Raw genomic sequence first — 22,764 nt, 5'->3', positions numbered from 1 at the left:
TGGGAGCCGCAGGGGCGCCGCACCGCCTGGACTGAGGAGCCTGCGACGAGGGAAGGCGGTGCGTCGGGGCGTCCCGGAGGCGACCGGGGAGCACGGTGGGAGCCGCAGGGGCGCCGCACCGCCCTGGCTGAGGCGGTGCGGTGATGGGCGGCGTCGACCCGACCCGGCTCGACGAGCCGGAGGCGATCGAGTCGGCCGACCCGGGCGGCATGCTGCGGCAGGTGGCCTCGTCGGCGGCGCAGATCCGGGAGGCCCGGCGGCTGGCCGCCGAGGCGCGCGTCGACGCGGTCGCCGAGGACGGGCGGCCGCGCGCGATCGTGGTGACCGGGATGGGCGGCTCGGGGATCTCCGGGGACGTGCTGGCCGCGGTCTGCGGCGCGGGCTGCCCGGTGCCGATCGTGACCGTCCGGGGCTACCGGCTGCCGGGCTGGGTGGGCGCGGCCGACGTGGTCATGGCCGTGTCGTGCTCGGGCGGCACCGAGGAGACCCTCGCCGTGGCGGCGGAGGCGGCCCGGCGCGGGTGCCGGATGGTGTTCGTGGGCGGCGCCGAGTCGCCGCTGGCGGGGCTGGCCGAGCGCAGCCGCGGGCTGTTCGTGCCGGTGCGTTCGGTGGGCCAGCCGCGTTCGACGCTGTGGGGGCTGACCGTTCCGCTGCTGCTGGCGGCCCGGGCGCTGGGGCTGACCGACGTGCGCGACGAGGTGCTGGAGTCGGCGGCCGAGCGGCTGGAGGAGGTCGCCCACCGGTGCCGTCCGGCCAGCGAGTCGTTCGTGAACCCGGCCAAGCGGGCCGCGCTCGATCTCATGGGCGACGTGCCGCTGGTGTGGGGGACGTCCCAGCTGGCGGGCACGGCGGCGTACCGGTTCTGCTGCCAGCTCAACGAGAACGCCAAGTACCCGGGGGTCTACGGCGAGCTGCCGGAGGCCGGGCACAACCAGGTGGTGGCGTTCGACGGGTTCTTCGCCGCCGGCGGCCGCCCGGCCGCCGACGCCGACGACGCCGACGACTTCTTCCGCGACCGGGCCGAGGAGTCCGAGCACGGGCTCCATCTGGTGGTGCTGCGCGACGGCGACGAGCATCCGCAGGTGGCCAGGCGCCGGGAGGTGGCGGTCGAGCTCGCCAGGGGGCGCGGTGTGGCGATCACCGAGATCCCGGCCGAGGGCGACCATCCGCTGGAAAGAATCGCGACAATGATCGCGCTGGCGGACTACATCACGGTTTACTTGGCTATCGCGCTGGGGGTCGATCCCACTCCCGTCACGGCCATCCAAGAGCTCAAAGCGAGGATTTCGTAGATGAGTGCAGAAGGCGGAACCAAGGCGATCGTCGCCGCGCTGGCCGCCAACCTCGGAATCGCCACCGCCAAGTTCGTCGCGTTCGGCTTCACGGGCTCCTCGTCGATGCTGGCCGAGGGCATCCACTCCCTGGCCGACTCGGGCAACCAGGGCCTGCTGCTGGTCGGCAAGAAGCGGTCCGAGCGCCGCCGCACCCCGCGGCACCCGTTCGGCTATGGCCGGGAGCGCTACTTCTACGCGTTCGTGGTGGCGGTGGTGCTGTTCACCGTCGGCGCCGTCTTCTCGCTGTACGAGGGCTACCACAAGATCCATGAGGCGATCGAGCACCCGGGCGCCAAGATGGACTCGCCCGCCTGGGCGTTCGGCGTGCTGATCGCGGCGATCATCATGGAGACGTTCTCGTTCCGCACCGCCATCGTGGAGTCCAACCGCGTCCGCGGCGAGCAGTCGTGGTGGCAGTTCATCCGCCGGGCCAAGGCCCCCGAGCTGCCGGTGGTCCTGCTGGAGGACCTGGGCGCGCTGGTCGGCCTGATCCTGGCGCTGGGCGGTGTGACCATGGCGGTCGTCACCGGCGACCTGGTGTGGGACGGCGTCGGCACCGTCTGCATCGGCGTGCTGCTGGCCTCCATCGCGATCATCCTGGCGGTCGAGACCAAGAGCCTGCTCATCGGCGAGGGCGCCGACCCCGAGCAGGAGGAGCGCATCATCGGGGCGCTGGAGTCGGTGGACGAGGTCGACCACGTCATGCACATCCGCACCCAGTACGTCGGCCCGGAGGAGATGCTGATCGCCGCCAAGATCGCGGTGCATCACGACGACACGGCGGCGGACGTGGCGCGCGGCATCGACGCGGCCGAGGCGAAGATCCGCGCCCAGTTCCCCGAGGCCCGGCTGATCTACCTGGAGCCGGCCCTGGACGAGGCCGACCTGAAGAGCCCCGCCCCCGAAACCCCTGCCACCTCCTGAGCAAGGCACCGGCTCGCGGATCCGTCCGCCGTCCCCTGACCGCCCCCGGAACGTCCCCCGGAAAAGCGAAAGCCCCCGGAAGATCCGGAGGCGGTCAGGCGGATGGTGGTCTGCGGGCCACGCGAGAGATCGCCGCGATCGGCGGAAGGCGGGGCCATCGGAGTCCGATGGCGGCTCGTGAGCGGGAGGGCGGCTTCCCCGCCGATCGGCCGTTGTACCGGTCGACCCCAGCCCAGGCTTGACCGGCCGTGCCTCTGCGAAGCACACCGGACGGTCGACCGGCGAGGCGCCTTCCCATGCTCCCCGCCCGGACCCCTGAAGCCGGGCGGTTCTGGCGTGACCGTGGCGGCTCCGCCGAACCCCCTAGGTCGGTGGGGCCACCGGCTCGATCACGATTAAGACAGTACGTCCCCGCTGGTCCGCCGCACGTCCCCCCAGAGGAGGGAAACGATGTCGTCCTCGAGGGGGATACAGGCCGGGCGCATAACACCGCACGGTGAGGTGACAAGGGCCGTGCAGCGGTCAGTATTGAGTGGTGACCAGCGACGACCACTCCCAGACCGCGCCGCCCCGTGACCGGGGGACGCCGAGCGGGTTCGGGCCGGCGGTCGCCCACCACGCGTGGCGGCTGTCGGGCCGGATCGTGGCGGGCGTGGGCCAGCTGCTGCTGTGGATCCTGACCGGGATCGGACGGCTGCTCAAGCCGCTCGGGACGGGGATCGCCGGCAGGCTGACCGGGCGCCGCGCCCAGCAGCAGCAGCCCGACGGGCGCACCCGGATCGCCTCGACCACCCAGACGGCGCCGCTGCCGCGGTGGATCAACGCCTGGAGCGAGTTCCGCCAGGCGTGGTACTTCGCGCCCCTCACCGGGCTCGCGCTGACCATCGCCGCGCTCGCCGAGCTCGCGCCGCAGGTGGACACGCCGCTGAGCGTGGCGGGCGGGTTCGCGGTGGCGGCCACGCTGCCGCTGGTGTGGCGGCGGGAGAACCTGCGGCCGGTGGCCGCCGTGGCGCTCGGCGCGTTCGCCGCCAGCCTCCTCACCGGCCAGGCCCTCCTGGTGACGACCGCGTTCGCCGCCCTCTACACGCTGTACACGCTGGCCCGGCAGCTGCCCCGGCAGTCGGCGGGCGCGCTCGCGGTGGGCGGGCTCGTGACGATCGCGGTGGTCTACCTGTCCACCGGCACCCTCGACGACATCCCCTGGCCGGCCGCCGTCGTCGCCGTGCTGGCGGCCGTCGGGCTGGGCGACGCGCGCCGGGTGGTGGAGACGGCGGGACGCACCCGGGCCGAGGCGGACGAGCGCAACACCGAGACGCTGACCAGGCTGACCGCCGTCCAGCGGGAGCAGGCGGTGATGCGCGAGCGCGCCCGGATCGCCCGGGAGCTGCACGACGTGGTGGCGCACTCGGTCTCGATGATCGCGGTGCAGGCGGAGACCGCGCCGTACACGATGCAGAACCTCTCGCCGGAGGCCCGCGACGGCTACACCGAGATCGCCAAGACGGCCCGCGAGGCGCTGGTGGAGATGCGGCGGCTGCTGAGCGTGCTGCGGGCCGACGCGAAGGCCGAGCCCGAGTCGGCACCGCAGCCCCGGCTGGACCGGCTGCCCGAGCTGGTCGAGCAGCACCGCGGCGCGGGCGGCCGGGTGGACATGCAGGTGCGGGGCGATCCGCGGACGCTGTCGACCACGGTGGAGCTGTCGGCGTACCGGATCGTCCAGGAGGCGCTGACCAACGCGCGGCGGCACGCGCCGGGCGCGGGGGTCAGGGTGGAGCTGACCTACCTGCCCGACCGGCTGGCGGTGCGCGTCCTCGACGACGGCGCCTCCGCGCCCACCATGGTCCTGAACCGGGACGGGACGCCGTCCCGTACGGCGGTACTGGATCCCCCGGGCGCCGGAACCGGTCAGGCAGGGCGAACTCGCCTGGAAACCCCGTCCTCGGGCGTTCCGGACGGCGGACATGGCCTCGTGGGGATGCGGGAACGTGCGACCATGCTGGGCGGACGGTTCTCCGCCGGCCCGGCCGCCGAGGGCGGGTTCGTGGTGGAGGCCGAGCTTCCGCTGACGAGGGAGGAGACCCCCACCCGTGAACCCGGTTCGCAGGCGCCGCCGCACGGTCGTCCCTGAGCCCGCCCTTCCCCTGGGCGTCCGGGAGGCCCTCCCCCCGGACACGGTGGGGACGGCCCGTGCCGGACGGCGGTCCGGCGCCCGTCACGGGGGGCCGGTGTGATCAAGGTTCTGATCGTCGACGACCAGACGATCGTGCGGGCCGGATTCGCCGCCCTGCTGGACGCCCAGGAGGACATCTCGGTGGTCGGGGAGGCGGGCGACGGCCGGGAGGCGGTGCGGCTGGCCGAGTCCCGGCGGCCGGACGTCGTGGTGATGGACATCCGGATGCCCGGGATGGACGGCATCGAGGCCACCCGGCGCATCCTGGCCCAGCCCGGCGCCGAGGGCGTCCGCGTCCTGGTGCTGACCACCTTCGACGTGGACGAGTACGTCTACGACGCGCTGGCCGTGGGCGCCAGCGGCTTCCTGCTGAAGGACGCCACCGCCGACGAGCTGGTCTCGGCCGTGCGGGTCGTGGCGCGCGGCGACTCGCTGCTGGCCCCGCAGGTCACCGGGCGGCTCATCCGCGAGTTCACCAAGCAGCGCCGCAACCGTCCGCAGGCGCCGTCGGAGCTGGCGACGCTGACGGCGCGGGAGACCGAGGTGCTGGTGCTGATCGCGGGCGGCCTGTCCAACGGGGAGATCGCCGCGCGGCTGGTGGTGAGCGAGCACACGGTGAAGACGCACGTGGCCCGGGTGTTCACCAAGCTGAGCCTGCGCGACCGGGCGCAGGCGGTGATGCTGGCGTACGAGTCCGGGGTGGTGGTCCCGGGCGAGAACGAGGCCCGCCGCCCGCCCGTCTGACGGGCGGAGCCGTCCCGCCGCCCGTTCAGCGGGGGCGGGGGCGCTGCCGCTGCTGGAGGAGGCGCAGCGCCTTCTCCTTCTCGAAGTCCAGGGCGCGGGTGGGCGGGGCGGAGAGCCTGCCGATGCGCTCGCCGAGTTCGCGGACGCGGGCCTGGGCGTCCGGCTCGGCCAGGACGCGGAGGCCGAAGGCCAGCTCGGCCGGGCCGATGTCGAAGCGTTTCTCCAGGGCGAGCGCGAGCGCCACGGCGCGCAGCTCGGCGTCGCCGAAGCGGCGGTGCCCGCCCGCGGGGGCGTCGCGCGTGGCGGGGAGCAGCCCGAGGCTCTCCCGGTAGCGGAGCATGCGGGGCGAGGTGCCGAGACGGCGGGCGGCCTCCGTGATGCGCATAGGGTGATTCTGACAAATCTGTGTCAGAAAGTCAGCTCCGGCCGTGCCTTCCGGGCCGGGCCGGGCCTAGACTCGCGGGCAGACCCGGACCGCCCGCGCTCGCGGGACCTGCGGCGGGCGCCGACCCCAGTGGACACGAGGAGTTACGCAAGCATGGATTACAAGGTCGCCGACCTGTCGCTGGCCGACTTCGGGCGCCGGGAGATCCGGCTCGCCGAGCACGAGATGCCGGGGCTGATGGCCGTACGCGCCGAGTACGCCGAGGCGAAGCCGCTGCGCGGGGCCAAGATCATGGGCTCGCTGCACATGACCATCCAGACCGCGGTGCTGATCGAGACGCTGGTGGAGCTCGGCGCCGACGTCCGCTGGGTGTCCTGCAACATCTTCTCCACCCAGGACCACGCCGCCGCGGCCGTCGTCGTCGGCAAGGACGGCACCGCCGACGCCCTCAAGGGCGTCCCCGTGTTCGCCTGGAAGGGCGAGACGCTGGAGGAGTACTGGTGGTGCACCGACCAGGCCCTCCAGTGGCCGGACGGCACGGGCCCGAACATGATCCTCGACGACGGCGGCGACGCCACCCTGCTCGTCCACAAGGGCGCCGAGTACGAGAAGGCCGGGGCCGTCCCCACCGCCACCGCCGAGGACCCCGAGGAGTGGGGGATCATCCTCGACACCCTGCGCCGCACCATCGCGGAGAAGGACGGCCGCTGGACGGCGGCCGCCGCCGAGATCAAGGGCGTGACCGAGGAGACCACCACCGGCGTGCACCGTCTCTACGAGATGGCCAAGGCCGGCACCCTGGCGTTCCCGGCGATCAACGTCAACGACTCGGTCACCAAGTCCAAGTTCGACAACAAGTACGGCTGCCGGCACAGCGTGATCGACGGCCTGAACCGGGCCACCGACGTCCTGATCGGCGGCAAGGTCGCGCTGGTCGCCGGCTACGGCGACGTCGGCAAGGGCGTGGCCGAGGCGCTCAAGGGCCAGGGCGCCCGCGTGATCGTCACCGAGATCGACCCGATCTGCGCGCTCCAGGCCGCGATGGACGGCTTCCAGGTGAGCACGCTGGACGACGTCGTCGACACGGTCGACATCTTCGTCACCACGACCGGCAACTTCAACATCATCCGCGCCGACCACATGGAGCGGATGAAGCACCAGGCGATCGTGTCGAACATCGGGCACTTCGACAACGAGATCGACATGGCCGGGCTGGCCAAGATCGCCGGCATCGAGAAGATCGAGATCAAGCCGCAGGTGCACGAGTGGCGGTTCCCGGACGGGCACTCGATCATCGTCCTGGCCGAGGGCCGGCTGATGAACCTGGGCTGCGCCACCGGCCACCCCTCGTTCGTCATGTCCAACTCCTTCACCAACCAGGTCATCGCGCAGATCGAGCTGTTCACCAAGACCGAGGAGTACCCGGTCGGCGTGTACGTGCTGCCCAAGCACCTGGACGAGAAGGTCGCGCGGCTGCACCTGGACGCCCTCGGCGTCAAGCTGACCGAGCTCACCAAGGAGCAGGCCGCCTACATCGGCGTCCACGTCGAAGGCCCCTACAAGCCCGACCACTACCGCTACTGAGTTCATTGGTCGCCCTGCGGCGTCGGGCGTTGGACGCCCTCCTTCTCCGGGCGACGCGCGATCGCTGCTGTGTTTATTGGTCGCCCTGCGGCGTCGGGCGTTGGACGCCCTCCTTCTCCGGGCGACGCTGCGATCGCTGCATCGCTTCGACTCGCCTGGCGGCTCGCTGCGCGATCGGTTTCTCGCAGGCTCGAAACCGGCTTCGCACGCGATCGCGGCGGTTGAGGCCGCCGGGGGTTGAGGCAGGGCGGCTGAGGTAGATGGGACACTGCCGGACAGGGGTTTACGGCCTGTCCGGCAGTTGTTCGTTTAAGGATCATGGTGAGCGATATTGCGGACGCCTCGCTGGCGTACGAGGGCGTCAAGCGGATCGAGTGGGCCGACCGGACCATGCCGGTGCTCCGGCAGATCCGCGAGCGGTTCACGGCTGAGCGGCCGCTGGACGGGCTCCGGGTCGCGGCGTGCATGCACGTCACCACCGAGACCGCCAACCTGATCCGGACGCTCCAGGCGGGCGGGGCGAGCGTGGCGCTGGCGGCGTCCAACCCGCTGTCCACGCAGGACGACACCGCCGCGGCGCTCGTCCAGGAGTACGGGGCCGAGGTGTTCGCGCGGTCCGGCACCGACCGGGAGGGCTACTACCGGCACATCCACCAGGCCCTGGAGACCGGGCCGGACCTGGTGCTGGACGACGGCTGCGACCTGGTCAACACGCTGCACATCGAGCGGACCGACCTGCTCGGCACGGTCAAGGGCGGCTGCGAGGAGACCACCACCGGGGTCATCCGGCTGCACCAGATGGCCCGGGAGGGCGTGCTGCGCTTCCCGATGGTGGCGGTGAACGACACCGACACCAAGCACATGTTCGACAACCGGTACGGCACCGGGCAGTCCACGCTGGACGGCATCGTCCGGGCCACCAACACGCTGCTGGCCGGGAAGACGGTGGTGATCGCCGGGTTCGGGTACTGCGGGCGCGGCCTGGCCGAGCGGGCGCGCGGCCTGGGCTCCCGGGTGGTCGTCACCGAGATCGATCCGGTGAAGGCGCTGGACGCGGCGCTGCAGGGCTTCTCCGTCCAGCCGATGGCGGAGGCGGCGGCACACGGCGACGTGTTCATCACGGTCACCGGCAACCGGGACGTGATCGGCGGCGAGCACCTGCGGGTGATGAAGGACGGAGCGATCCTCGCCAACTCGGGGCACTTCGACATCGAGATCGACGTGCGGGCGCTGGCCGAGCTGTCGGTGGAGGTGCACCGGGGGGTGCGCCCGCAGGCCGACGAGTACGTCCTGGCCGACGGGCGGCGGCTGGTGCTGCTGGCCGAGGGGCGGCTGGTCAACCTGGCGGCGGCGGAGGGGCATCCGGCGGCGGTGATGGACATGTCGTTCGCCGACCAGGCCCTCACGTGCGCGTGGCTGGCCGCCGAGCACGCGACGCTGGAACCGGCCGTGCACGAGGTCCCGAAGGCGATCGACACCGAGGTGGCCCGGCTCAAGCTGGCCTCGATGGCGATCTCCATCGACACCCTCACCGCCGAGCAGGAGGACTACCTGCACTCCTGGCGGATCGGCTCCTAGTGCCGCGCGGAACCTACCTGCATCTCGACGGCGACCTCGAAGAGCGCTTCCAGTGCGCGCCCGGCGCCGGCGGCTGGCGGTACGTGGGGGAGCGGTCCGACGGGCTGCGCGTGGACCTGGTGGTGGACTCGCGGTGGCGGCAGATCCGGGTGGAGTTCGTGAGCGCCGGGTGGTGGATCCGCGGCGGTGTCACGGGCCGCGACCTGGTCTGGGTGCGGGGCGGCGGCTCCGAGGCGGCCGAGCGCGCGGTGCGCGCCGTGGGGTTCCTGGGGGAGTCGCCGGGCTTCCTGGTGGCCGTGTCGCGGACGCTGGGGCTGGCGGCGGGGGAGCACGCCGACGTCCGGCTCGTCCAGGTCACGGGGACGGCCCTGTCCGCGCTCACCGTCGACCGGCGCTGGCGGCTGGCGGAGGTGACGCCGTACGACACCGAGACCGGGCCGCTGCCCGTGGCGCGGTACGAGGTGGCCGACCTCGCCACGGGCGAGGGCCAGGAGATCCATCTGGCCGGGGACGTCGTCCTGAACGCCCCGGGCATCGAGCTGGCCGAGCTGGAGAGTCCGCCCAACCTGGCCCTTCCCTGATCAGCGCTGCTCGGGCGGGGGCGGCGCCGTGTTGTACGCCCCCTGCTGGGGCCACCCGCCGGTCGGCGGCCCGTACTGGCCGGGCGGAGGCGCGGTCAGGACCTGCTGGTACGGCCCCGCGCCGTAGTTGGGCGGGGGCAGGAACCGGGGCTGTCCCGGCACCGGGGCGCTGAACGGCGGCGGCGCGGGCGGCCCCTGCCGTACCGGAGCCGCCGGAGGACCCCCGGCCATCGCCATCACCGGCACGGGAGCGGCGGCCTGCCCGGTGTTCGGCCACGCGACGCCCAGCTTGCGCATGCGCCGCGCCTGGCGCTGCCAGAGGCGCCACTCCTCCCGGCGGCGCCGTTCGGCCAGCACGGCCGAGATGAAGATCTCCGGGCGCACGCCCGGGGGCGGCGGCGGGCTCACCACCTCGGCGACCTGCGCGGCGATCCGCCGGCCGAGCTCGTCGCGGACCTCGGGGCGCAGCTCCCAGAACCGCGCGAGGTACTGCCGGGCGGTCATCGCCAGCTCGTCCGACAGCATCGAGACCTCCAGCGTGCGGCCCCACTCGGCCAGCTGGGGCGGCATGACGGCCACCGGCCCGTGCATCGCCGAGTGCGGGATCCGCTCCTGGATGACCACCGTCCCGGCGAACACGTCGCCCAGCCGCTTGCCGCGCCGGTTGAACAGCGAGGTGAGCAGCGCGGGCGCCCCGTACAGGACGAAGAACTCCAGGAACCCGGCCAGCGCCCGCACCAGCGCCTGCCGGAACCGGATCGGGCCGCCGTCGTCGGCGACCACCCGCAGCCCCACGGCCAGCTTGCCGAGCGTGCGGCCGCGCGACAGCGTCTCGAACGCGCACGGATACCCGACGAGCACCGCCGCGACCGTCAGGATGCTCAGCCCCACCGCCCACGCCTCGTCGGCGATCAGCGTGGTCATCCCGACGATGTACAGCGCCAGGTTGAGGATCATCATCTGGAAGAACAGGTCCAGAAGGAGGGCGCACCCCCGGCTGGCCAGCCGCGCCACCCGGATGTCGAGCGCCACGGCCTCGCCGGTGACGAGTTGGGTCACGATCCCTCCCTATTTATTGGTCGCCCTTGGCGTCGGGCGTTGAACGCCCTCCTTCGGCGGGCGACGCTGCGATCGCTGCATCGCTTCGACTCGCCTGGCGGCTCGCTGCGCGATCGGTTTCTCGCGGGCTCGAAACCGGCTTCGCACGCGATCGCGGCGGTTGGGGTCGCCGGTGGCTGAGGAGCGATGGCTGGGCTCCCTCCTCGGGAGTGGGGTGCCGGAGTCCATTTTGCCCGCACCGGCGGGCGAGGCGTTAGTCTCGCCGGGTGGACGTCGACGCCTACGTGGCCGCGCACAACGCCGAGTGGCAGCGCCTGGAGCGGCTGATCAACTCCAGCCGGAAGCTGACCGGGGAGGAGATCGACGAGCTGGTCGAGCTCTACCAGCGCACCGCCACCCACCTGTCGGTGGTGCGGTCCAGCTCGCCCGACCCGATGCTGGTGGGCCGGCTGTCGTCGCTGGTGGCCCGGGGCCGCGCCGCGGTCGCGGGGGCGCAGGCGCCGCTGTGGCGGGACGTCTCGCGCTTCGCCACGGTGTCGTTCCCGGCCACCGCGTACCGGATGCGCTGGTGGTGGCTGGGCTGCGCGGTGCTCGGCAACCTGTTCGCCCTCGTCCTGGCGATCTGGGTGGCGCGCAACCCCCAGGTGCAGGCGGCCATCGCCACCCCGCACGAGATCCGCGAGCTGGTCGACCACGACTTCGCCAACTACTACGTCGAGCACTCGGCGGCCTCGTTCGCCTTCCAGGTCTGGATCAACAACGCCTGGGTGTCGGCGGTCGCGCTGATCTTCGGCATCTTGCTCGGCATCCCGACGGTCTACGTGCTGCTGCTCAACCAGGCCAACCTGGGCATCACGGCGGGCCTGATGTTCGCGCACGGCAAGGGCGACATCTTCTTCGGCCTGATCCTGCCGCACGGCCTGCTGGAGCTGACCGCCGTGTACCTGGCGTGCGCCGCCGGGCTCAAACTCGGCTGGACGGTCATCGACCCCGGCCCCCGCCGCCGCGGCCACGCCCTCGCCGAGGAGGGCCGCGCCGCCGTCGGCATCGCCCTCGGCCTGGTCGGCGTGCTGCTGGTATCCGGGCTGATCGAGGGCTTCGTGACCGGCTGGGTGCACACGACCTGGCTGCGCATCGGCATCGGCGTGGTCGCCGAACTGGCCTTCCTCGCCTACGTGATCGTCCTGGGCCGCCGCGCCGTCCGCCAGGGCGAGACCGGCGACGCCGAACTCCGCCCCGACCTCGCCCCGACCAGCGGTTAACCGACCACCGCCACCCAACTCAGCACCTCCAGTTGAACAGGGACGCCAACCGTCTCTCCTCAGCCGCCGGCGACCCCAACCGTTGCGATCGCGTGCGAAGCCGGTTTCGAGCCCGCGAGAAACCGATCGCGCAGCGAGCCGCCAGGCGAGTCGAAGCGATGCAGCGATCGCGCGTCGCCCGGAGAAGGAGGGCGCCCCGCGCCCGACGCCGCAGGGCGACCAATAAACACAGGGCGACCATAAACACAGTCACAGGCGTCCGGCGGCTTTTAGGGCGAGGTAGGCGTCGGCCAGGGCGGGGGCTATCTCTTCTGGGGGTGCGTCGACGACTTCTACGCCGTAGGAGCGGAGTTCGGCGGTGAGGCGGCGGCGGTCGGCGCGGGCGCGTTCGGCGGCGGCGGCGTCGTACACGGAGGCCAGGTCGCCGCGGGTGCCGGCCATCTCGCCGACCCGGGGGTCGCTCACGGCGGCCAGCATGACCAGGTGGCGGGCGGTGAGCTGGGGGAGCAGCGGCAGCAGGCCCTCCTCGATCGCGGCCGGGTTCAGCTCGGTGAGCAGCACGATCAGGCAGCGCTGCCGGACCCGCGACATCAGCGTGGACACCATGCCCGCCGCGTCGCTCTCGATCAGTTCCGGCTCCAGCGGCGCCATCGCCTGCACCATGGCGGGGAGCAGGTCGGTGCGGGAGGCGCTCTCCACCCGGGCGCGGACGCGGCGGTCGTAGGCGAGCAGGTCGACGCGGTCTCCGGCCCGGGACGCGAGCGCGCCCAGCAGCAGCGCTGCGTCCATCGAGCAGTCCAGGCGCGGGATGTCGCCGACCCGGCCGGCGGAGGTGCGGCCGGTGTCGAGGACGAGGTAGAGGCGGCGGTCCCGCTCGGGGCGCCAGGTGCGGACGACGACGTCGGCGCGCCGCGCGGTGGCCCGCCAGTCGATGGACCGGACGTCGTCGCCGTCCACGTACTCCCGCAGCGAGTCGAACTCGGTGCCCTGGCCGCGGATCAGCGCCACGTGCTGGCCGGTGAGCTGGCGCAGCTTGGCCAGCTTGGCGGGCAGGTGGCGGCGGGACGGGAACGCGGGCAGCACCCGGACCGTCCACGGCGCCGGGCGTGACAGCTGGCGGGCGGCCAGGCCGAGCGGCCCGGCCGAGCGCACCGTGACGGTCACGGCCTTGCGGTCGCCGCGCCGGGTGGGCCGCAGTGTGACGTCGGCGCGGCGGCGCTCGCCCGCGGGGACGTCCACCCGCACGGTGCGGGGCGTCGCGCCCGCGCTGGGCGGCCACACGTCGCGGACGACGGCCTTGACGCGGCGTCGCCCGAGGTTCTCCACGACCAGGCCGGCGCGGGCGGTCTCGCCGAGCCGGACGTTGGTGTCGCCGTCGCGGTGCATTTTCAGCGCGCGTACGTTCCCGGCCAGCGCCAGGTCGGCGGCCACGCCCAGCAGCAGCGCGGCCCAGACGCCCAGCAGCGTCCACCAGCTCGGCAGGAAGATCGGCAGGACGGCGCCGAGGAGGGCCAGCAGCCCGAGACGTCCGGTCAGTGCCATGCCGCGCCCCCTTCCTCACGGGTCACGTCGGCCTGCTCAGCGCGGCGCCGGGACGTGGGACAGGATGCCCTCCAGGACGCCGTCGGCGGTGGCGCCCTCCAGCTCGGCCTCGGGGCGCAGCTGGACGCGGTGCCGCAGCGTGGGGCGGGCCAGCGCCTTGACGTCGTCGGGCGTCACGTAGTCGCGGCCCGACATCCACGCCCAGGCCCGGGAGGTCGCCAGCAGCGCGGTGGCGCCGCGCGGGGACACGCCCAGCGCCAGCGACGGGGACTGCCGGGTGGCGCGGCACAGGTCGACGACGTAGGCGGCGACCTTCGGGTCGAGGTGGACGGTGCGGACCGCCTCCCGTCCCGCGGCCAGTTCGTCGGCGCCCGCGACCGGCCTGACGGCCGACAGGTCGCGCGGGTCGAACCCGGTCGCGTGCCGCTGCAGCATCGCGATCTCCTCGTCCCGGGTGGGGACGGGCACGGTCAGCTTGAGCAGGAAGCGGTCGAGCTGGGCCTCGGGCAGCGGGTAGGTGCCCTCGTACTCGATGGGGTTCTGCGTCGCGCAGACCACGAACGGGTCGGGCAGCGGACGCGGCGACCCCTCGACCGAGACCTGCCGCTCCTCCATCGCCTCCAGCAGGGACGCCTGCGTCTTGGGCGGGGTGCGGTTGATCTCGTCGGCCAGCAGCAGGTTGGTGAACACCGGGCCCTCGCGGAACTCGAACTCCGCGGTCCGGTTGTCGTAGATCAGCGAGCCGGTGACGTCGCCGGGCATCAGGTCGGGCGTGAACTGGACCCGCTTGAAGTCCAGGTCGAGCGCCCGCGCCAGGGTGCGGATCATCAGCGTCTTGGCGGTGCCGGGCACGCCCTCCAGCAGCACGTGGCCGCGGCACAGCAGCGAGATGACCAGCCCGGTGACCACCGAGTCCTGGCCGACCACCGTCTTGGCGACCTCGGCGCGCAGCGCGGTCAGGGCGGCGCGGGCGCCCTCGGCGCGGCGCCGGGCCTCCGGGTCGGCGGCCGCGCCGGGCGGGAGCGTGTCGGACGGCGCCGCGCCGCCGTCCTTGTCGAGTCCGACTGGGTGGTTCACGAGTGGCGTACCTGCCTTTCCAGGTCGTCGAGGAGGTCGGTGAGCCCGACGAGTTGGCCGTCGTCCGCCGGTTCAGGACCGTACAGGGCCACGCCGACCATCGCCTCGTCGTAGCCGGTGCGCTGCGCGACGGCGGCGACGATCTCCCGCGCGGACGCGGGGTCCTCGGCGGCGCTGCGGGGCAGCCCGAGCAGCGGGACGAGCCGCTGCCGGGCCCCGGAGCGCAGCGCGTCGGCGGCGCGGCCACGGGCGCGGTGGGCCCGGTAGAGGCGGGCCCGGCCCTCCACGGTCTCGGCGGAGCGGACGACGACCGGCAGCGTCTCGGCCACCACCGGTCCCAGCCGCCGGGACCGCCACAGGGCGACCAGCACGACGGCGATGAGCAGTTGCAGGATGAACAGCTTGACCCCGAACGGGAGCAGGTCGGTGACCGTCTCCTCCTCGCTGCCGCTGCCCGGCGCGGGCTGGTCGGGGATCAGCCAGACGACCGAGGTGCGGGCGCCCGCCAGGTTCATGCCCAGCGCGGCGTTGCCCTCCTCGTCGAGCATGTCGTTGGTGAGCGGCTCGGGCGAGCCGAGCACGGTGACCGTGCGGTCGCCGGTCCGTGTCTGGACGAGCCGGTACAGCCCGTCGGCCTCGTAGCAGCCGGTGCCGCCGGGCGGGAGCGCGTAGGTGTCGGAGCGGTCGAACAGGACCCGCCCGGCCAGCGTCGCCTCCCGCAGGGCGCAGTCGGGGGTGCCGATCGACTCGAAGCTGCTGCCGGCGCGCTCGACGCCGGGCGCCAGGCCCTCCAGGACGTCCCGGGTCGGCTCCACCAGCAGCAGGTCGCCCCGGACGGCGCGCAGCCGCTGGACGTCGGCGCCGGTGAGCCGTTCCGGCCGGGTGATCACCAGGACGGTGCCGAGGCCGGCGTTGCGGGCGGCGTCCTCGGCCCGCCGGGACACGTGCACCGGCGTGCCGCGCTGCTTGAGGATCTCGGCGAGCGCCCGGGTGCCGTCCGGGCTGGGCGACTCGGGGTCCTGGTCCTGGGCGGTGCCGGACGGGCGCAGCGCGGCCAGCCCGATCGCCACCACGACCAGCGCCAGCAGGGCCAGGAGCACGCCCCGCGAGGCGCGCCAGCGGTGCGCGGCGACCTGGCCCGCGGAGGGGGTGCCGCCGGGCGGTGCCTCCGGCGGCCGCGTCGCGGTCACCATCGCAGGCCCCCGTCCTCGGCCCCGGCGCCGGCCAGGGCCGCGTCCTCGTCCTCGTCGAGCGGGCGGGGCCTGGTGGCGCGCACGCGGTCGTCCAGTGCCTTCATCTGGGCGTACTCCTCGGCGCTGCCGGGCCGGTCGCCGTACCAGACGTCGTCGAAGATCCGCACGCCGCCGCGCAGGTGGCCGGCCAGCTCGGGCAGCGCCTCGCCCGCCTCCGCGGCCAGCTCGTCGGCGGTGCGGCCCGGCTCCGGCGCCAGCACGGCGCGCTCCTCCAGGTCGCGGGCGATGGCGCGGAGCCGTTCCCGGATCGCGTTGGGCCAGTCGCCGGCCGCCGCGAACTCCTCGGCGGCGGCCCGGTGGTCCCTGGCGGTGGTCGGCTTCTCCTCCAGCAGCGCCTCGCGGCGGGAGCGGACGTTCCCGCGCCCCCACATCAGCCAGACGACCAGCGCGATCGCGGCCGCCACCAGGAGCAGGATCACCACCAGCGACACCCAGCCGCCGTCGTTGCCGTGCGCGGTGGGGTCGGCGGACCGGTTGAACAGGTCGCGCAGCCAGTCGCCCACCCGGTCCAGGACCCGTTCCAGCCAGGACGGCCGGTCACGGTGGTAGATCGGTTTCTCCAGCTCGCGGCGGGCCATCTCCTGGGCCTCGTCGCGGCCGATCGGGTCGAGCATCAGGACAACGCCCCCGATCCGTACCGCTGGAGCCCGTACGGGGTGGCCGCGTGCTCCGCGAGGTCGGGACGCCAGTGCTCGAAGAACCCCTCGTCCTCCACACCGCCTCCGTCATGGGACGCGCCCTCCGCGGGCGCCCGGCCGTTCGCCCGCCGCCGCTCGTGCGCGCGCGTGCGCAGCTCAAGGTCGAGGCCCTCGCGGCGCATCCGCCGGTCGAAGTACAGCAGCGCGATCACGCCCGCGTCGAACGGCAGCACCACCGACCAGCTCACGATGCGCCCCACCGTGTCCACCGCCATGGCCAGCAGCGCCTGCGATTCGCCCGCGCCCCCGCCGCCGAAGAAGAGCAGCTCCACCAGCAGGAACGGGATCCGCAGCGCGAAGAACCCCATGAACACGGTCACCAGGATCGCCAGCAGCAGCGTCCCGAACGTGCGCCACCAGCGGCCCTTCGACAGCGTCCAGGCCCTGCGCAGCGCCCCGCCGACGCTCTCCCGCTCCATCACCACGGCGGGCGCCGCCAGCACCAGCAGCACGTACAGCCACACCATCAGCGCCGCGCCGAGCGGGAACCCCGCCAGCGCCGCCAGCACGCCCAGCGCCGGATGCGCGTCCACCGCCACGAACAGCGCGAACGGCAGCACCGGCAGCGCCATGCCGAGCAGCGGCACCAGCGTGACCGCCGCGCCGACCGCGACCAGCCGCCCCAGCCTGGGCCGCAGGTCGCGCCAGGCCCCGCGCAGCGTGACGGGCATCCCGAACAGCCCGCGCCCCAGCACCGGCCCCAGCAGCCCGGCCAGCAGCACGATCCCGAACGCCGACAGCACCAGCCCGAAGATCCCCAGCGTGAACTGGGTTCCGATGGAGCGCACCACCCAGCCCGGCGACACCTCGTCCCGCGCCGTCCGCCCCACGAAGAAGAACGCCGCCAGCGACCCCGCCACCTGGATCACCGTGGTGATCGCGACCGAGGGGCCGAGGACGGCCCGCGGGTAGAGGCGGACGCAGGCGACCGCGCCGTCCAGCATCTCCGAGATCGACAGCGGCCGGAACGGGATCTCGCCCCCCAGCGCCACCCCGCCGCCCCCGGCGCCGGGCACCTCCTCGGACGGCACGGCGCCCTCGTTCCCGGCCGCGCCGCCGCCCGGGACGGCACGCTCGTCCCAACCGTCCGGTGTCGGCATGTCTGCTCCCCGTGCGATGACTCGTCAGGTCATCCTGTCACGGGCGAGCTGCCGCGATTGCCCGTACCGGCCCGGACGCGCGGCGGGCCCGGCCCGCCGATCGAGGTCAAACCGGGAAACGCGGCGCCGCTCGTTGTTTACAATCCGGCCTTTGGACGGTCCGAGCCGGACCCGTCCCGGCCGGGCGGGCGTCACCGGCCCGTCCAGGAAGGGTCATGTACGAGGCAAACGCGGGTAACCTGGCACGCCAAGGTGTGTCTTCCCCTTCCTGCACACTCCACCGCACCCCGACTTTGTGACGATGAGGGCCATGAGAGGACGCGTACTGGTCGTCGACGACGACCTCGCTCTCGCCGAGATGCTGGGCATCGTGCTGAGGGGCGAGGGTTTCGAGCCGTCGTTCGTCCACGACGGCGACAAGGCGCTCGAGGCGTTCCGGGAGACCCGGCCCGACCTCGTGCTGCTCGACCTGATGCTGCCCGGCGCCGACGGCATCGACGTGTGCCGCCAGATCCGCGCCGAGTCCGGCGTCCCGATCGTGATGCTCACCGCCAAGAGCGACACGGTGGACGTGGTGCTCGGCCTGGAGTCCGGCGCCGACGACTACATCGTCAAGCCGTTCAAGCCCAAGGAGCTGGTGGCCCGGGTGCGCGCCCGGCTGCGCCGCACCGACGAGCCCGCCCCCGAGACGCTGCAGATCGGCGACATCACCATCGACGTCGCCGGGCACTCGGTCAAGCGCGGCGACCGGCACATCCCGCTGACCCCGCTGGAGTTCGACCTGCTGGTCGCCCTGGCCCGCAAGCCGCGCCAGGTGTTCACCCGCGAGGTGCTGCTGGAGCAGGTCTGGGGCTACCGGCACGCCGCCGACACCCGCCTGGTCAACGTGCACGTCCAGCGGCTCCGGGCCAAGATCGAGAAGGATCCGGAACGGCCCGAGATCGTCGTGACCGTACGCGGCGTCGGCTACAAGGCCGGCCCCGCCTGACCCTCCCTCCGGAACGGAGCAGCTCCCCGCGATGAACAGGCTGAAGCGGCTCGTTCGTCGCGGGCTCGGCAGCGTGCGCCGGGTGGTCCGCGGCGCGGTCCGGCGTGCCTACACGCGCTGGCGCCGCTCCATCCAGGTCCGGGTGGTCACCTCCACGCTGTTCATCTCCGCGATCGTGGTGGCGATCCTCGGGCTGTTCCTCATGCAGCAGATCACCACCGCCCTGATGGACGGCAAGATCAAGCAGGCGCTGCTCCAGCTCGACGAGGGCCTCGGCGCCGTCCAGCGCGACCTCGGCACCCCCTCCGACGACTCCGGGGGGCGGCTGGAGAGCGTGGTGAACGGGCTGAAGGCCCGCAGCGGCCCGTCCGGGCTGTACGAGGTCTACATCCGCGACGTGCGCGAGCCGTACTTCGACGGGTTCGCCACCAACGAGCTGCGCGAGGAGAGCGTCCCGCAGCGGCTGCGCGACGAGCTGAGCAAGGGCCCCTCCGGCGCCCGCGACCACACCTTCGGCAAGCTGTCCTACATCGGCCGCGGCTCCGAGCCCGGCCTGATCGTCGGCGGCAAGGCGGGCCAGTTCGAGGTGTACTACCTGTTCCCCCTCGCCGAGGAGCAGCGCACCCTCACCTGGGTGGGCCGGTCGCTGACCGGGGTCGGCGCGGTGCTGGTGCTGCTGCTGGCCGCGATCGCGTCCCTGGTCACCCGGCAGGTCGTGATCCCGGTGCGGCTGGCCGCGCAGGGCGCCCAGCGGCTGGCGGCGGGGCGGCTGGAGGAGCGGATGCGGGTCCGGGGCGAGGACGACCTCGCCCGGCTGGCGAGATCGTTCAACGACATGGCCGCCAACCTCCAGGAGAAGATCGGCGAACTGGAGGACCTGTCGCAGGTGCAGCGGCAGTTCGTCTCGGACGTCTCGCACGAGCTGCGCACACCGCTGACGACCATCCGGATCGCCGCGGACATGCTCTACGAGTACCGCGACACCTTCTCCGATCCCGCGGTCGGCCGCTCCGCCGAGCTGCTGCAGAGCCAGCTCGAACGGTTCGAGTCCCTGCTCGGCGACCTGCTGGAGATCAGTCGGCACGACGCCGGCGCGGCCACCCTGGACGCCGAGTCCCTGGACATGCGCGACCTGGTGCTGCGCGCCGTCGGCGACATCCAGGGGCTGGCCGAGCGCAAGGGCAGCAAGGTGGTGTTCCAGCTGCCCGGAGAGCCGTGCATGGCCGAGGTCGACCGCCGCCGGGTGGAGCGGATCCTGCGGAACCTCCTGGTCAACGCCGTCGAGCACGGCGAGGGCGAGGACATCGTGGTGACCGTCGCCGCCGACCGCGACGCGGTCGCGGTGGCCGTCCGCGACCACGGCGTCGGCCTCAAGCCCGGCGAGGGCCAGATGGTCTTCGACCGGTTCTGGCGCGCCGACCCCGCCCGCGCCCGCACCACCGGAGGCACCGGGCTCGGGTTGTCGATCTCCCGCGAGGACGCCCAGCTGCACGGCGGCTGGCTCCAGGCGTGGGGCGAGCCAGGGGAGGGCTCCCAGTTCCGGCTCTCGCTGCCGCGGGTGGCGGGCGCGGAACTGCGCGGCTCCCCGCTGCCGCTCGTACCGCCGGGCGCGGGCAGCCCCCGCCCCCTGTTCGCGGAGCTGGAGGCGGGAGATTGATCCGGACCTTCCGGCATGTCGTGGCGCTGGCCGCGGTGGCCTCGCTCCTCGCCGGGTGCGCCGGCGTGCCGAGCGGCGGCCGCGTCGTCTCGGGGAAACGCGCGGAGGGCGCCGACCAGGTCGACGACCCCTATGTCCGGCTGATCCCGGTGCGGCCGCGTCCCGAATGGGGGCCGCGGCAGATCGTGTCGGGCTTCCTGGCCGCCTCCGCCAGCTTCGACGACGACCACGCGGTGGCCCGCGCGTACATGTCCGGGCCGGGGCTGTGGCGGCCGGACGACCGTCCCGCCGTGACCGTCCTGCAGGACCGGCAGGACCCCGACATCGTCAAGGAGACCGCCACCGGCGCCACCGTGCGGGTGCGCGGGCAGCAGCTCGGCACCATCGACCCCGGCGGCCAGTACACCGCCGACCCCAAGACCGTCGAGGTGACGTTCCAGGTCGGCCGCACCGCGCACGGCCTGTGGCGGATCACCGGCCTGCCGGCCGAGGTGGAGAACGGGCTGCTGCTGACCAAGGGTGACGTCGACCGCTCGTTCCGCACCGTGAACCTGTTCTTCTTCGCCCCCGACCAGCGCACCCTCGTCCCGAACGGGATCTTCCTGCCCCTGGTGAACCGCCGCGACCTGGCCGCCCACCTGGTCGGGGCGCTGCTGAACGGCCCCACCTCCTGGCTCGACCCGGCGGTCGAGAGCGCGTTCCCCCGCGGCAGCCGGCTGCGCGGCCGCGGCGTCACCGTCAGCAAGGACGTCGCCACCGTCGACCTCACCGGCGAGGCCCGCGGCGGCAACGTGGAGCGGATGTCGGCGCAGCTCAGCTGGACGTTCCGGCAGCTGTCGGAGATCAAGCAGTGGCGGTTGCAGATCGAGGGTGAGACGGTCGCGCCGGAGGGCGCGAGCGGCACCCAGTCCGTCCGCTCCTGGCAGGTCAACGACCCCGACGGCACCGCCGCCGACCAGACCGCCTACGTGATCGGCGCCGCCGGCCATCTCAGCCAGCTCCTGCAGGACCAGCCGCAGCCGGTCGCCACCGGCACGGGCGGCCGCCTGGTCCGTCCCGCCGTCGCCCCCGACTACGTCGAGGTCGCCGGGCTGAGCCCGCGCGGCGACCAGGTGCTGGTCGGCGACCTGGTCGCGGGCGCGGCGAACATCCGCACCCTGCTCCGCCCGTCCGGCGCGGGCTCCCGCTTCACCCCGCCGTCCTGGGACCGCCACGGCCGGCTGTGGACGGTCGAGTCGTCCGGCGACAAGTCCTGGCTCTGGGTACGCGAACGCCGCGGCCAGGCTCCGGCGCGGGTGGCGCATTGGGGACTCGGCGGGCGGCAGGTCCTGGCCTTCCGTGTCTCCCGCGACGGCGTACGGGCCGCCGCGATCGTGCACGTGGACGGCCGCGCGCAGGTCCAGATCGGCCGGATCGTCCACGAGGGCGGCACCGACGTGGGCTCGTTCCTCCCGGTCAGCTCCGAACTGGGCGGCGCCATCGACCTGGCCTGGCGCGACTACGGCACGCTGGCGGTGCTGGGCCGCAAGAACCTCGACTCGCAGGTGCTGGCCTACCTCGTCCCGGTGAGCGGCGGCGCGATCAGCACGCTGGGCGGTGGCGCGCTCGGAATGCCCCTGTCGATCGCCGCCGCCCCGGACGAGCCCGTCCTGATCGGCACCCGTTCGTCCCACGTCAAGCAGGTATGCCGCCAGCGCACCCCGCGCGAACAGTTCAGCGAGTGGGTCTGCAACATCCCCGCCGCCGACCCCACCTACCCCCGCTAACCCCACCCACCCGCCCCGAACCTCACCCCCCGCTCGCTGGAGCCCGCCCGCCGCCGGTAAAGCCCGCCCGACCTGCTGAAACATCGGACCTTCGAGACCCGAGGACGCCGGTTATCCACAATTCCCGCACCCTCTGGCCCCCTCCGCGACACGCCCGGCATCGTGGAGGCATGAATTTTTTCGCCGACCTCCTCGATCTGGTCCTGCCGCAGGCGTGCGCGGGCTGCGAACGGCCGTCGGTGCTCTTATGCGCGACCTGCCTGGCCTTCCTGGTGGCGGCCCCAGCCCGTCCAGCCTGGCCTGAGGCGGTCCCTGCGGGCCTGCCGCGCCCGTGGGCGGTCGCGTCATACGCGGGGCCCGTACGAGCCGTCATCGTGGCTCACAAGGAGCGGGCCCGCACGTCCCTGGCCGTCCCGTTGGGCAGGGCATTGGCCAGATCCGTCCGGAGCGCGGTGTCCCTGTCGGAGCCGCTGGTCGTCGTCCCGGTCCCGTCGTCCCGCCGCTCCGTCCGGTTACGCGGTCACGACCCGACCCGGCGCATGGCCGAGGTCGCCGTCAGAGAGCTGCAGAATGCCGGGGCGCCCGTCACGCTCCTCCAGGCGCTCCGGCACCGCCGGAAGGTCGCCGACCAGGCGTCCCTGCCCGCGTCCCGGCGAGCGTCCAATCTGGCGGGCGCTCTGGAGCCCTTACCCGGCCTCCCCTTGGCAGGCCGCGCCGTGGTGCTCGCCGACGACGTGATCACCACCGGCTCCACACTCGTCGAGGCAGCCCGCGCCCTGCGCACCTCCGGCGCGCAGGTCTTGGCCGCCGCCGCCGTAGCCGCAACCCCCAGACACCACCCCACCTGACGAGACACCGCCCCACCTGGGGGGACACCACCTTGCCACCCGACCGAGCCACCGCCCCGACCATCCGCGAAGCCGCCCGGCCGGGCGCTGGCGAGGACGGCGTCAGAGGCAGCGTGCCGGTCGTTGGCGCGGACGGCGCGTCAGAGGGGTGCTGGAAGGCGGCTACACCAGTGAGTCGGCTGGGCGCCGGCATGGATGGGCTCGAAGGGGGGAT

At 73.4% G+C, this 22,764-nt stretch carries 19 protein-coding genes; 12 read left to right on the top strand and 7 right to left on the bottom strand.

From position 1 onward, the window contains the following. The first annotated feature begins 143 nt into the window (after positions 1 to 143). The 4 genes from ACFPZN_RS45865 (at position 144) to ACFPZN_RS45850 (ending at position 5,172) form a co-directional block, all read left to right on the top strand. Entirely contained in the window at positions 144 to 1,292 is a 1,149-nt protein-coding gene (locus tag ACFPZN_RS45865; RefSeq protein ID WP_378289534.1) for an SIS domain-containing protein, read from the top strand. Continuing rightward, positions 1,293 to 2,258, top strand: a complete 966-nt coding sequence (locus tag ACFPZN_RS45860) for a cation diffusion facilitator family transporter (protein WP_378289532.1) — start codon at positions 1,293 to 1,295, stop codon at positions 2,256 to 2,258. It begins immediately after the preceding gene. Positions 2,259 to 2,793: 535 nt separating this feature from the next. Then, positions 2,794 to 4,386: a sensor histidine kinase gene (locus ACFPZN_RS45855; RefSeq protein ID WP_378289530.1), complete on the top strand. Its 1,593-nt coding sequence runs from the start codon at positions 2,794 to 2,796 to the stop codon at positions 4,384 to 4,386. A gap of 99 nt (positions 4,387 to 4,485) precedes the next feature. Then, positions 4,486 to 5,172 carry a response regulator transcription factor gene (locus tag ACFPZN_RS45850; RefSeq protein ID WP_378289528.1) on the top strand — a complete coding sequence of 229 codons (687 nt, stop codon included), beginning with the start codon at positions 4,486 to 4,488 and terminating at the stop codon, positions 5,170 to 5,172. A gap of 25 nt (positions 5,173 to 5,197) precedes the next feature. Here the strand turns inward: ACFPZN_RS45850 and ACFPZN_RS45845 are convergent, their stop codons facing one another. Next, a complete protein-coding gene (locus ACFPZN_RS45845) occupies positions 5,198 to 5,557 on the bottom strand; it encodes a MerR family transcriptional regulator (RefSeq protein WP_378289526.1) in 360 nt (119 codons plus the stop codon). A 153-nt stretch (positions 5,558 to 5,710) separates the two neighbouring features. Between ACFPZN_RS45845 and ahcY (ACFPZN_RS45840) the strand changes: the two genes are divergently transcribed. The 3 genes from ahcY (ACFPZN_RS45840) to ACFPZN_RS45830 all read left to right on the top strand — a co-directional run bounded on the left by ahcY (ACFPZN_RS45840) (position 5,711) and on the right by ACFPZN_RS45830 (position 9,300). Further along, the gene (ahcY, locus tag ACFPZN_RS45840; protein WP_378289524.1) at positions 5,711 to 7,141 is read left to right on the top strand and encodes an adenosylhomocysteinase; all 1,431 of its coding nucleotides are present in this window, start codon (positions 5,711 to 5,713) and stop codon (positions 7,139 to 7,141) included. Between the two features lie 318 nt (positions 7,142 to 7,459). Further along, on the top strand, positions 7,460 to 8,719 hold the full coding sequence (gene ahcY, locus ACFPZN_RS45835; RefSeq protein WP_378289522.1) for an adenosylhomocysteinase: 1,260 nt from the start codon (positions 7,460 to 7,462) through the stop codon (positions 8,717 to 8,719). Next, positions 8,719 to 9,300 carry a hypothetical protein gene (locus tag ACFPZN_RS45830; RefSeq protein WP_378289520.1) on the top strand — a complete coding sequence of 194 codons (582 nt, stop codon included), beginning with the start codon at positions 8,719 to 8,721 and terminating at the stop codon, positions 9,298 to 9,300. Before ahcY (ACFPZN_RS45835) ends, ACFPZN_RS45830 begins: the two co-directional genes overlap by 1 nt. Here the strand turns inward: ACFPZN_RS45830 and ACFPZN_RS45825 are convergent, their stop codons facing one another. Beyond that, on the bottom strand, positions 9,301 to 10,359 hold the full coding sequence (locus ACFPZN_RS45825; protein ID WP_378289518.1) for an RDD family protein: 1,059 nt from the start codon (positions 10,357 to 10,359) through the stop codon (positions 9,301 to 9,303). 266 nt (positions 10,360 to 10,625) lie between these two features. Here ACFPZN_RS45825 and ACFPZN_RS45820 point away from each other — a divergent pair, with 266 nt between their 5' ends. Then, complete coding sequence (locus ACFPZN_RS45820) at positions 10,626 to 11,621, top strand: stage II sporulation protein M (RefSeq protein WP_378289516.1); 996 nt, start codon at positions 10,626 to 10,628, stop codon at positions 11,619 to 11,621. A 249-nt stretch (positions 11,622 to 11,870) separates the two neighbouring features. On the opposite strand, the gene ACFPZN_RS45815 is transcribed toward ACFPZN_RS45820, so the two are convergent. From ACFPZN_RS45815 to ACFPZN_RS45795, 5 genes are all read right to left on the bottom strand, one after another. After that, positions 11,871 to 13,163, bottom strand: a complete 1,293-nt coding sequence (locus tag ACFPZN_RS45815; protein WP_378289513.1) for a DUF58 domain-containing protein — start codon at positions 13,161 to 13,163, stop codon at positions 11,871 to 11,873. 36 nt (positions 13,164 to 13,199) lie between these two features. After that, entirely contained in the window at positions 13,200 to 14,123 is a 924-nt protein-coding gene (locus tag ACFPZN_RS45810) for an AAA family ATPase (protein WP_378289538.1), read from the bottom strand. Between the two features lie 113 nt (positions 14,124 to 14,236). Next, complete coding sequence (locus ACFPZN_RS45805) at positions 14,237 to 15,433, bottom strand: DUF4350 domain-containing protein (protein ID WP_378289511.1); 1,197 nt, start codon at positions 15,431 to 15,433, stop codon at positions 14,237 to 14,239. Beyond that, positions 15,427 to 16,107, bottom strand: a complete 681-nt coding sequence (locus ACFPZN_RS45800) for a DUF4129 domain-containing protein (RefSeq protein WP_378289509.1) — start codon at positions 16,105 to 16,107, stop codon at positions 15,427 to 15,429. Before ACFPZN_RS45800 ends, ACFPZN_RS45805 begins: the two co-directional genes overlap by 7 nt. Then, positions 16,107 to 17,291, bottom strand: a complete 1,185-nt coding sequence (locus ACFPZN_RS45795; protein ID WP_378289507.1) for a hypothetical protein — start codon at positions 17,289 to 17,291, stop codon at positions 16,107 to 16,109. The genes ACFPZN_RS45800 and ACFPZN_RS45795 overlap by 1 nt, the downstream gene beginning before the upstream one ends. Positions 17,292 to 17,601: 310 nt before the next feature. Between ACFPZN_RS45795 and mtrA the strand changes: the two genes are divergently transcribed. The 4 genes from mtrA (at position 17,602) to ACFPZN_RS45775 (ending at position 22,550) form a co-directional block, all read left to right on the top strand. Then, entirely contained in the window at positions 17,602 to 18,279 is a 678-nt protein-coding gene (mtrA, locus tag ACFPZN_RS45790; RefSeq protein WP_021598338.1) for an MtrAB system response regulator MtrA, read from the top strand. 31 nt (positions 18,280 to 18,310) lie between these two features. Beyond that, a complete protein-coding gene (gene mtrB, locus ACFPZN_RS45785) occupies positions 18,311 to 19,936 on the top strand; it encodes an MtrAB system histidine kinase MtrB (protein ID WP_378289505.1) in 1,626 nt (541 codons plus the stop codon). Then, positions 19,933 to 21,702 (top strand): LpqB family beta-propeller domain-containing protein, encoded by a 1,770-nt coding sequence (locus ACFPZN_RS45780; RefSeq protein ID WP_378289503.1) that lies wholly within the window; start codon positions 19,933 to 19,935, stop codon positions 21,700 to 21,702. Before mtrB ends, ACFPZN_RS45780 begins: the two co-directional genes overlap by 4 nt. Positions 21,703 to 22,076: 374 nt before the next feature. Beyond that, positions 22,077 to 22,550 (top strand): ComF family protein, encoded by a 474-nt coding sequence (locus ACFPZN_RS45775; protein ID WP_378289501.1) that lies wholly within the window; start codon positions 22,077 to 22,079, stop codon positions 22,548 to 22,550. The last annotated feature ends 214 nt before the right edge of the window (positions 22,551 to 22,764 follow it).

Origin of the sequence: Actinomadura rugatobispora (assembly GCF_042656285.1) — a bacterium.
GTDB lineage: Bacteria > Actinomycetota > Actinomycetes > Streptosporangiales > Streptosporangiaceae > Spirillospora > Spirillospora rugatobispora.
The sequence above is the reverse complement of the archived record's forward strand: the minus strand, read 5'-3'. Positions and strand labels throughout refer to the sequence as shown.

Bases quoted from the DNA above. Each gene is read 5' to 3' on its own strand.
- ACFPZN_RS45865 (WP_378289534.1), top strand. From the start codon at position 144: ATGGGCGGCGTCGACCCGACCCGGCTCGACGAGCCGGAGGCGATCGAG.
- ACFPZN_RS45860 (WP_378289532.1), top strand. From the start codon at position 1,293: ATGAGTGCAGAAGGCGGAACCAAGGCGATCGTCGCCGCGCTGGCCGCC.
- ACFPZN_RS45845 (WP_378289526.1), bottom strand. From the start codon at position 5,557: ATGCGCATCACGGAGGCCGCCCGCCGTCTCGGCACCTCGCCCCGCATG.
- ahcY (WP_378289524.1), top strand. From the start codon at position 5,711: ATGGATTACAAGGTCGCCGACCTGTCGCTGGCCGACTTCGGGCGCCGG.
- ahcY (WP_378289522.1), top strand. From the start codon at position 7,460: ATGGTGAGCGATATTGCGGACGCCTCGCTGGCGTACGAGGGCGTCAAG.
- ACFPZN_RS45815 (WP_378289513.1), bottom strand. From the start codon at position 13,163: ATGGCACTGACCGGACGTCTCGGGCTGCTGGCCCTCCTCGGCGCCGTC.
- ACFPZN_RS45805 (WP_378289511.1), bottom strand. From the start codon at position 15,433: ATGGTGACCGCGACGCGGCCGCCGGAGGCACCGCCCGGCGGCACCCCC.
- ACFPZN_RS45800 (WP_378289509.1), bottom strand. From the start codon at position 16,107: ATGCTCGACCCGATCGGCCGCGACGAGGCCCAGGAGATGGCCCGCCGC.
- ACFPZN_RS45795 (WP_378289507.1), bottom strand. From the start codon at position 17,291: ATGCCGACACCGGACGGTTGGGACGAGCGTGCCGTCCCGGGCGGCGGC.
- mtrA (WP_021598338.1), top strand. From the start codon at position 17,602: ATGAGAGGACGCGTACTGGTCGTCGACGACGACCTCGCTCTCGCCGAG.
- mtrB (WP_378289505.1), top strand. From the start codon at position 18,311: ATGAACAGGCTGAAGCGGCTCGTTCGTCGCGGGCTCGGCAGCGTGCGC.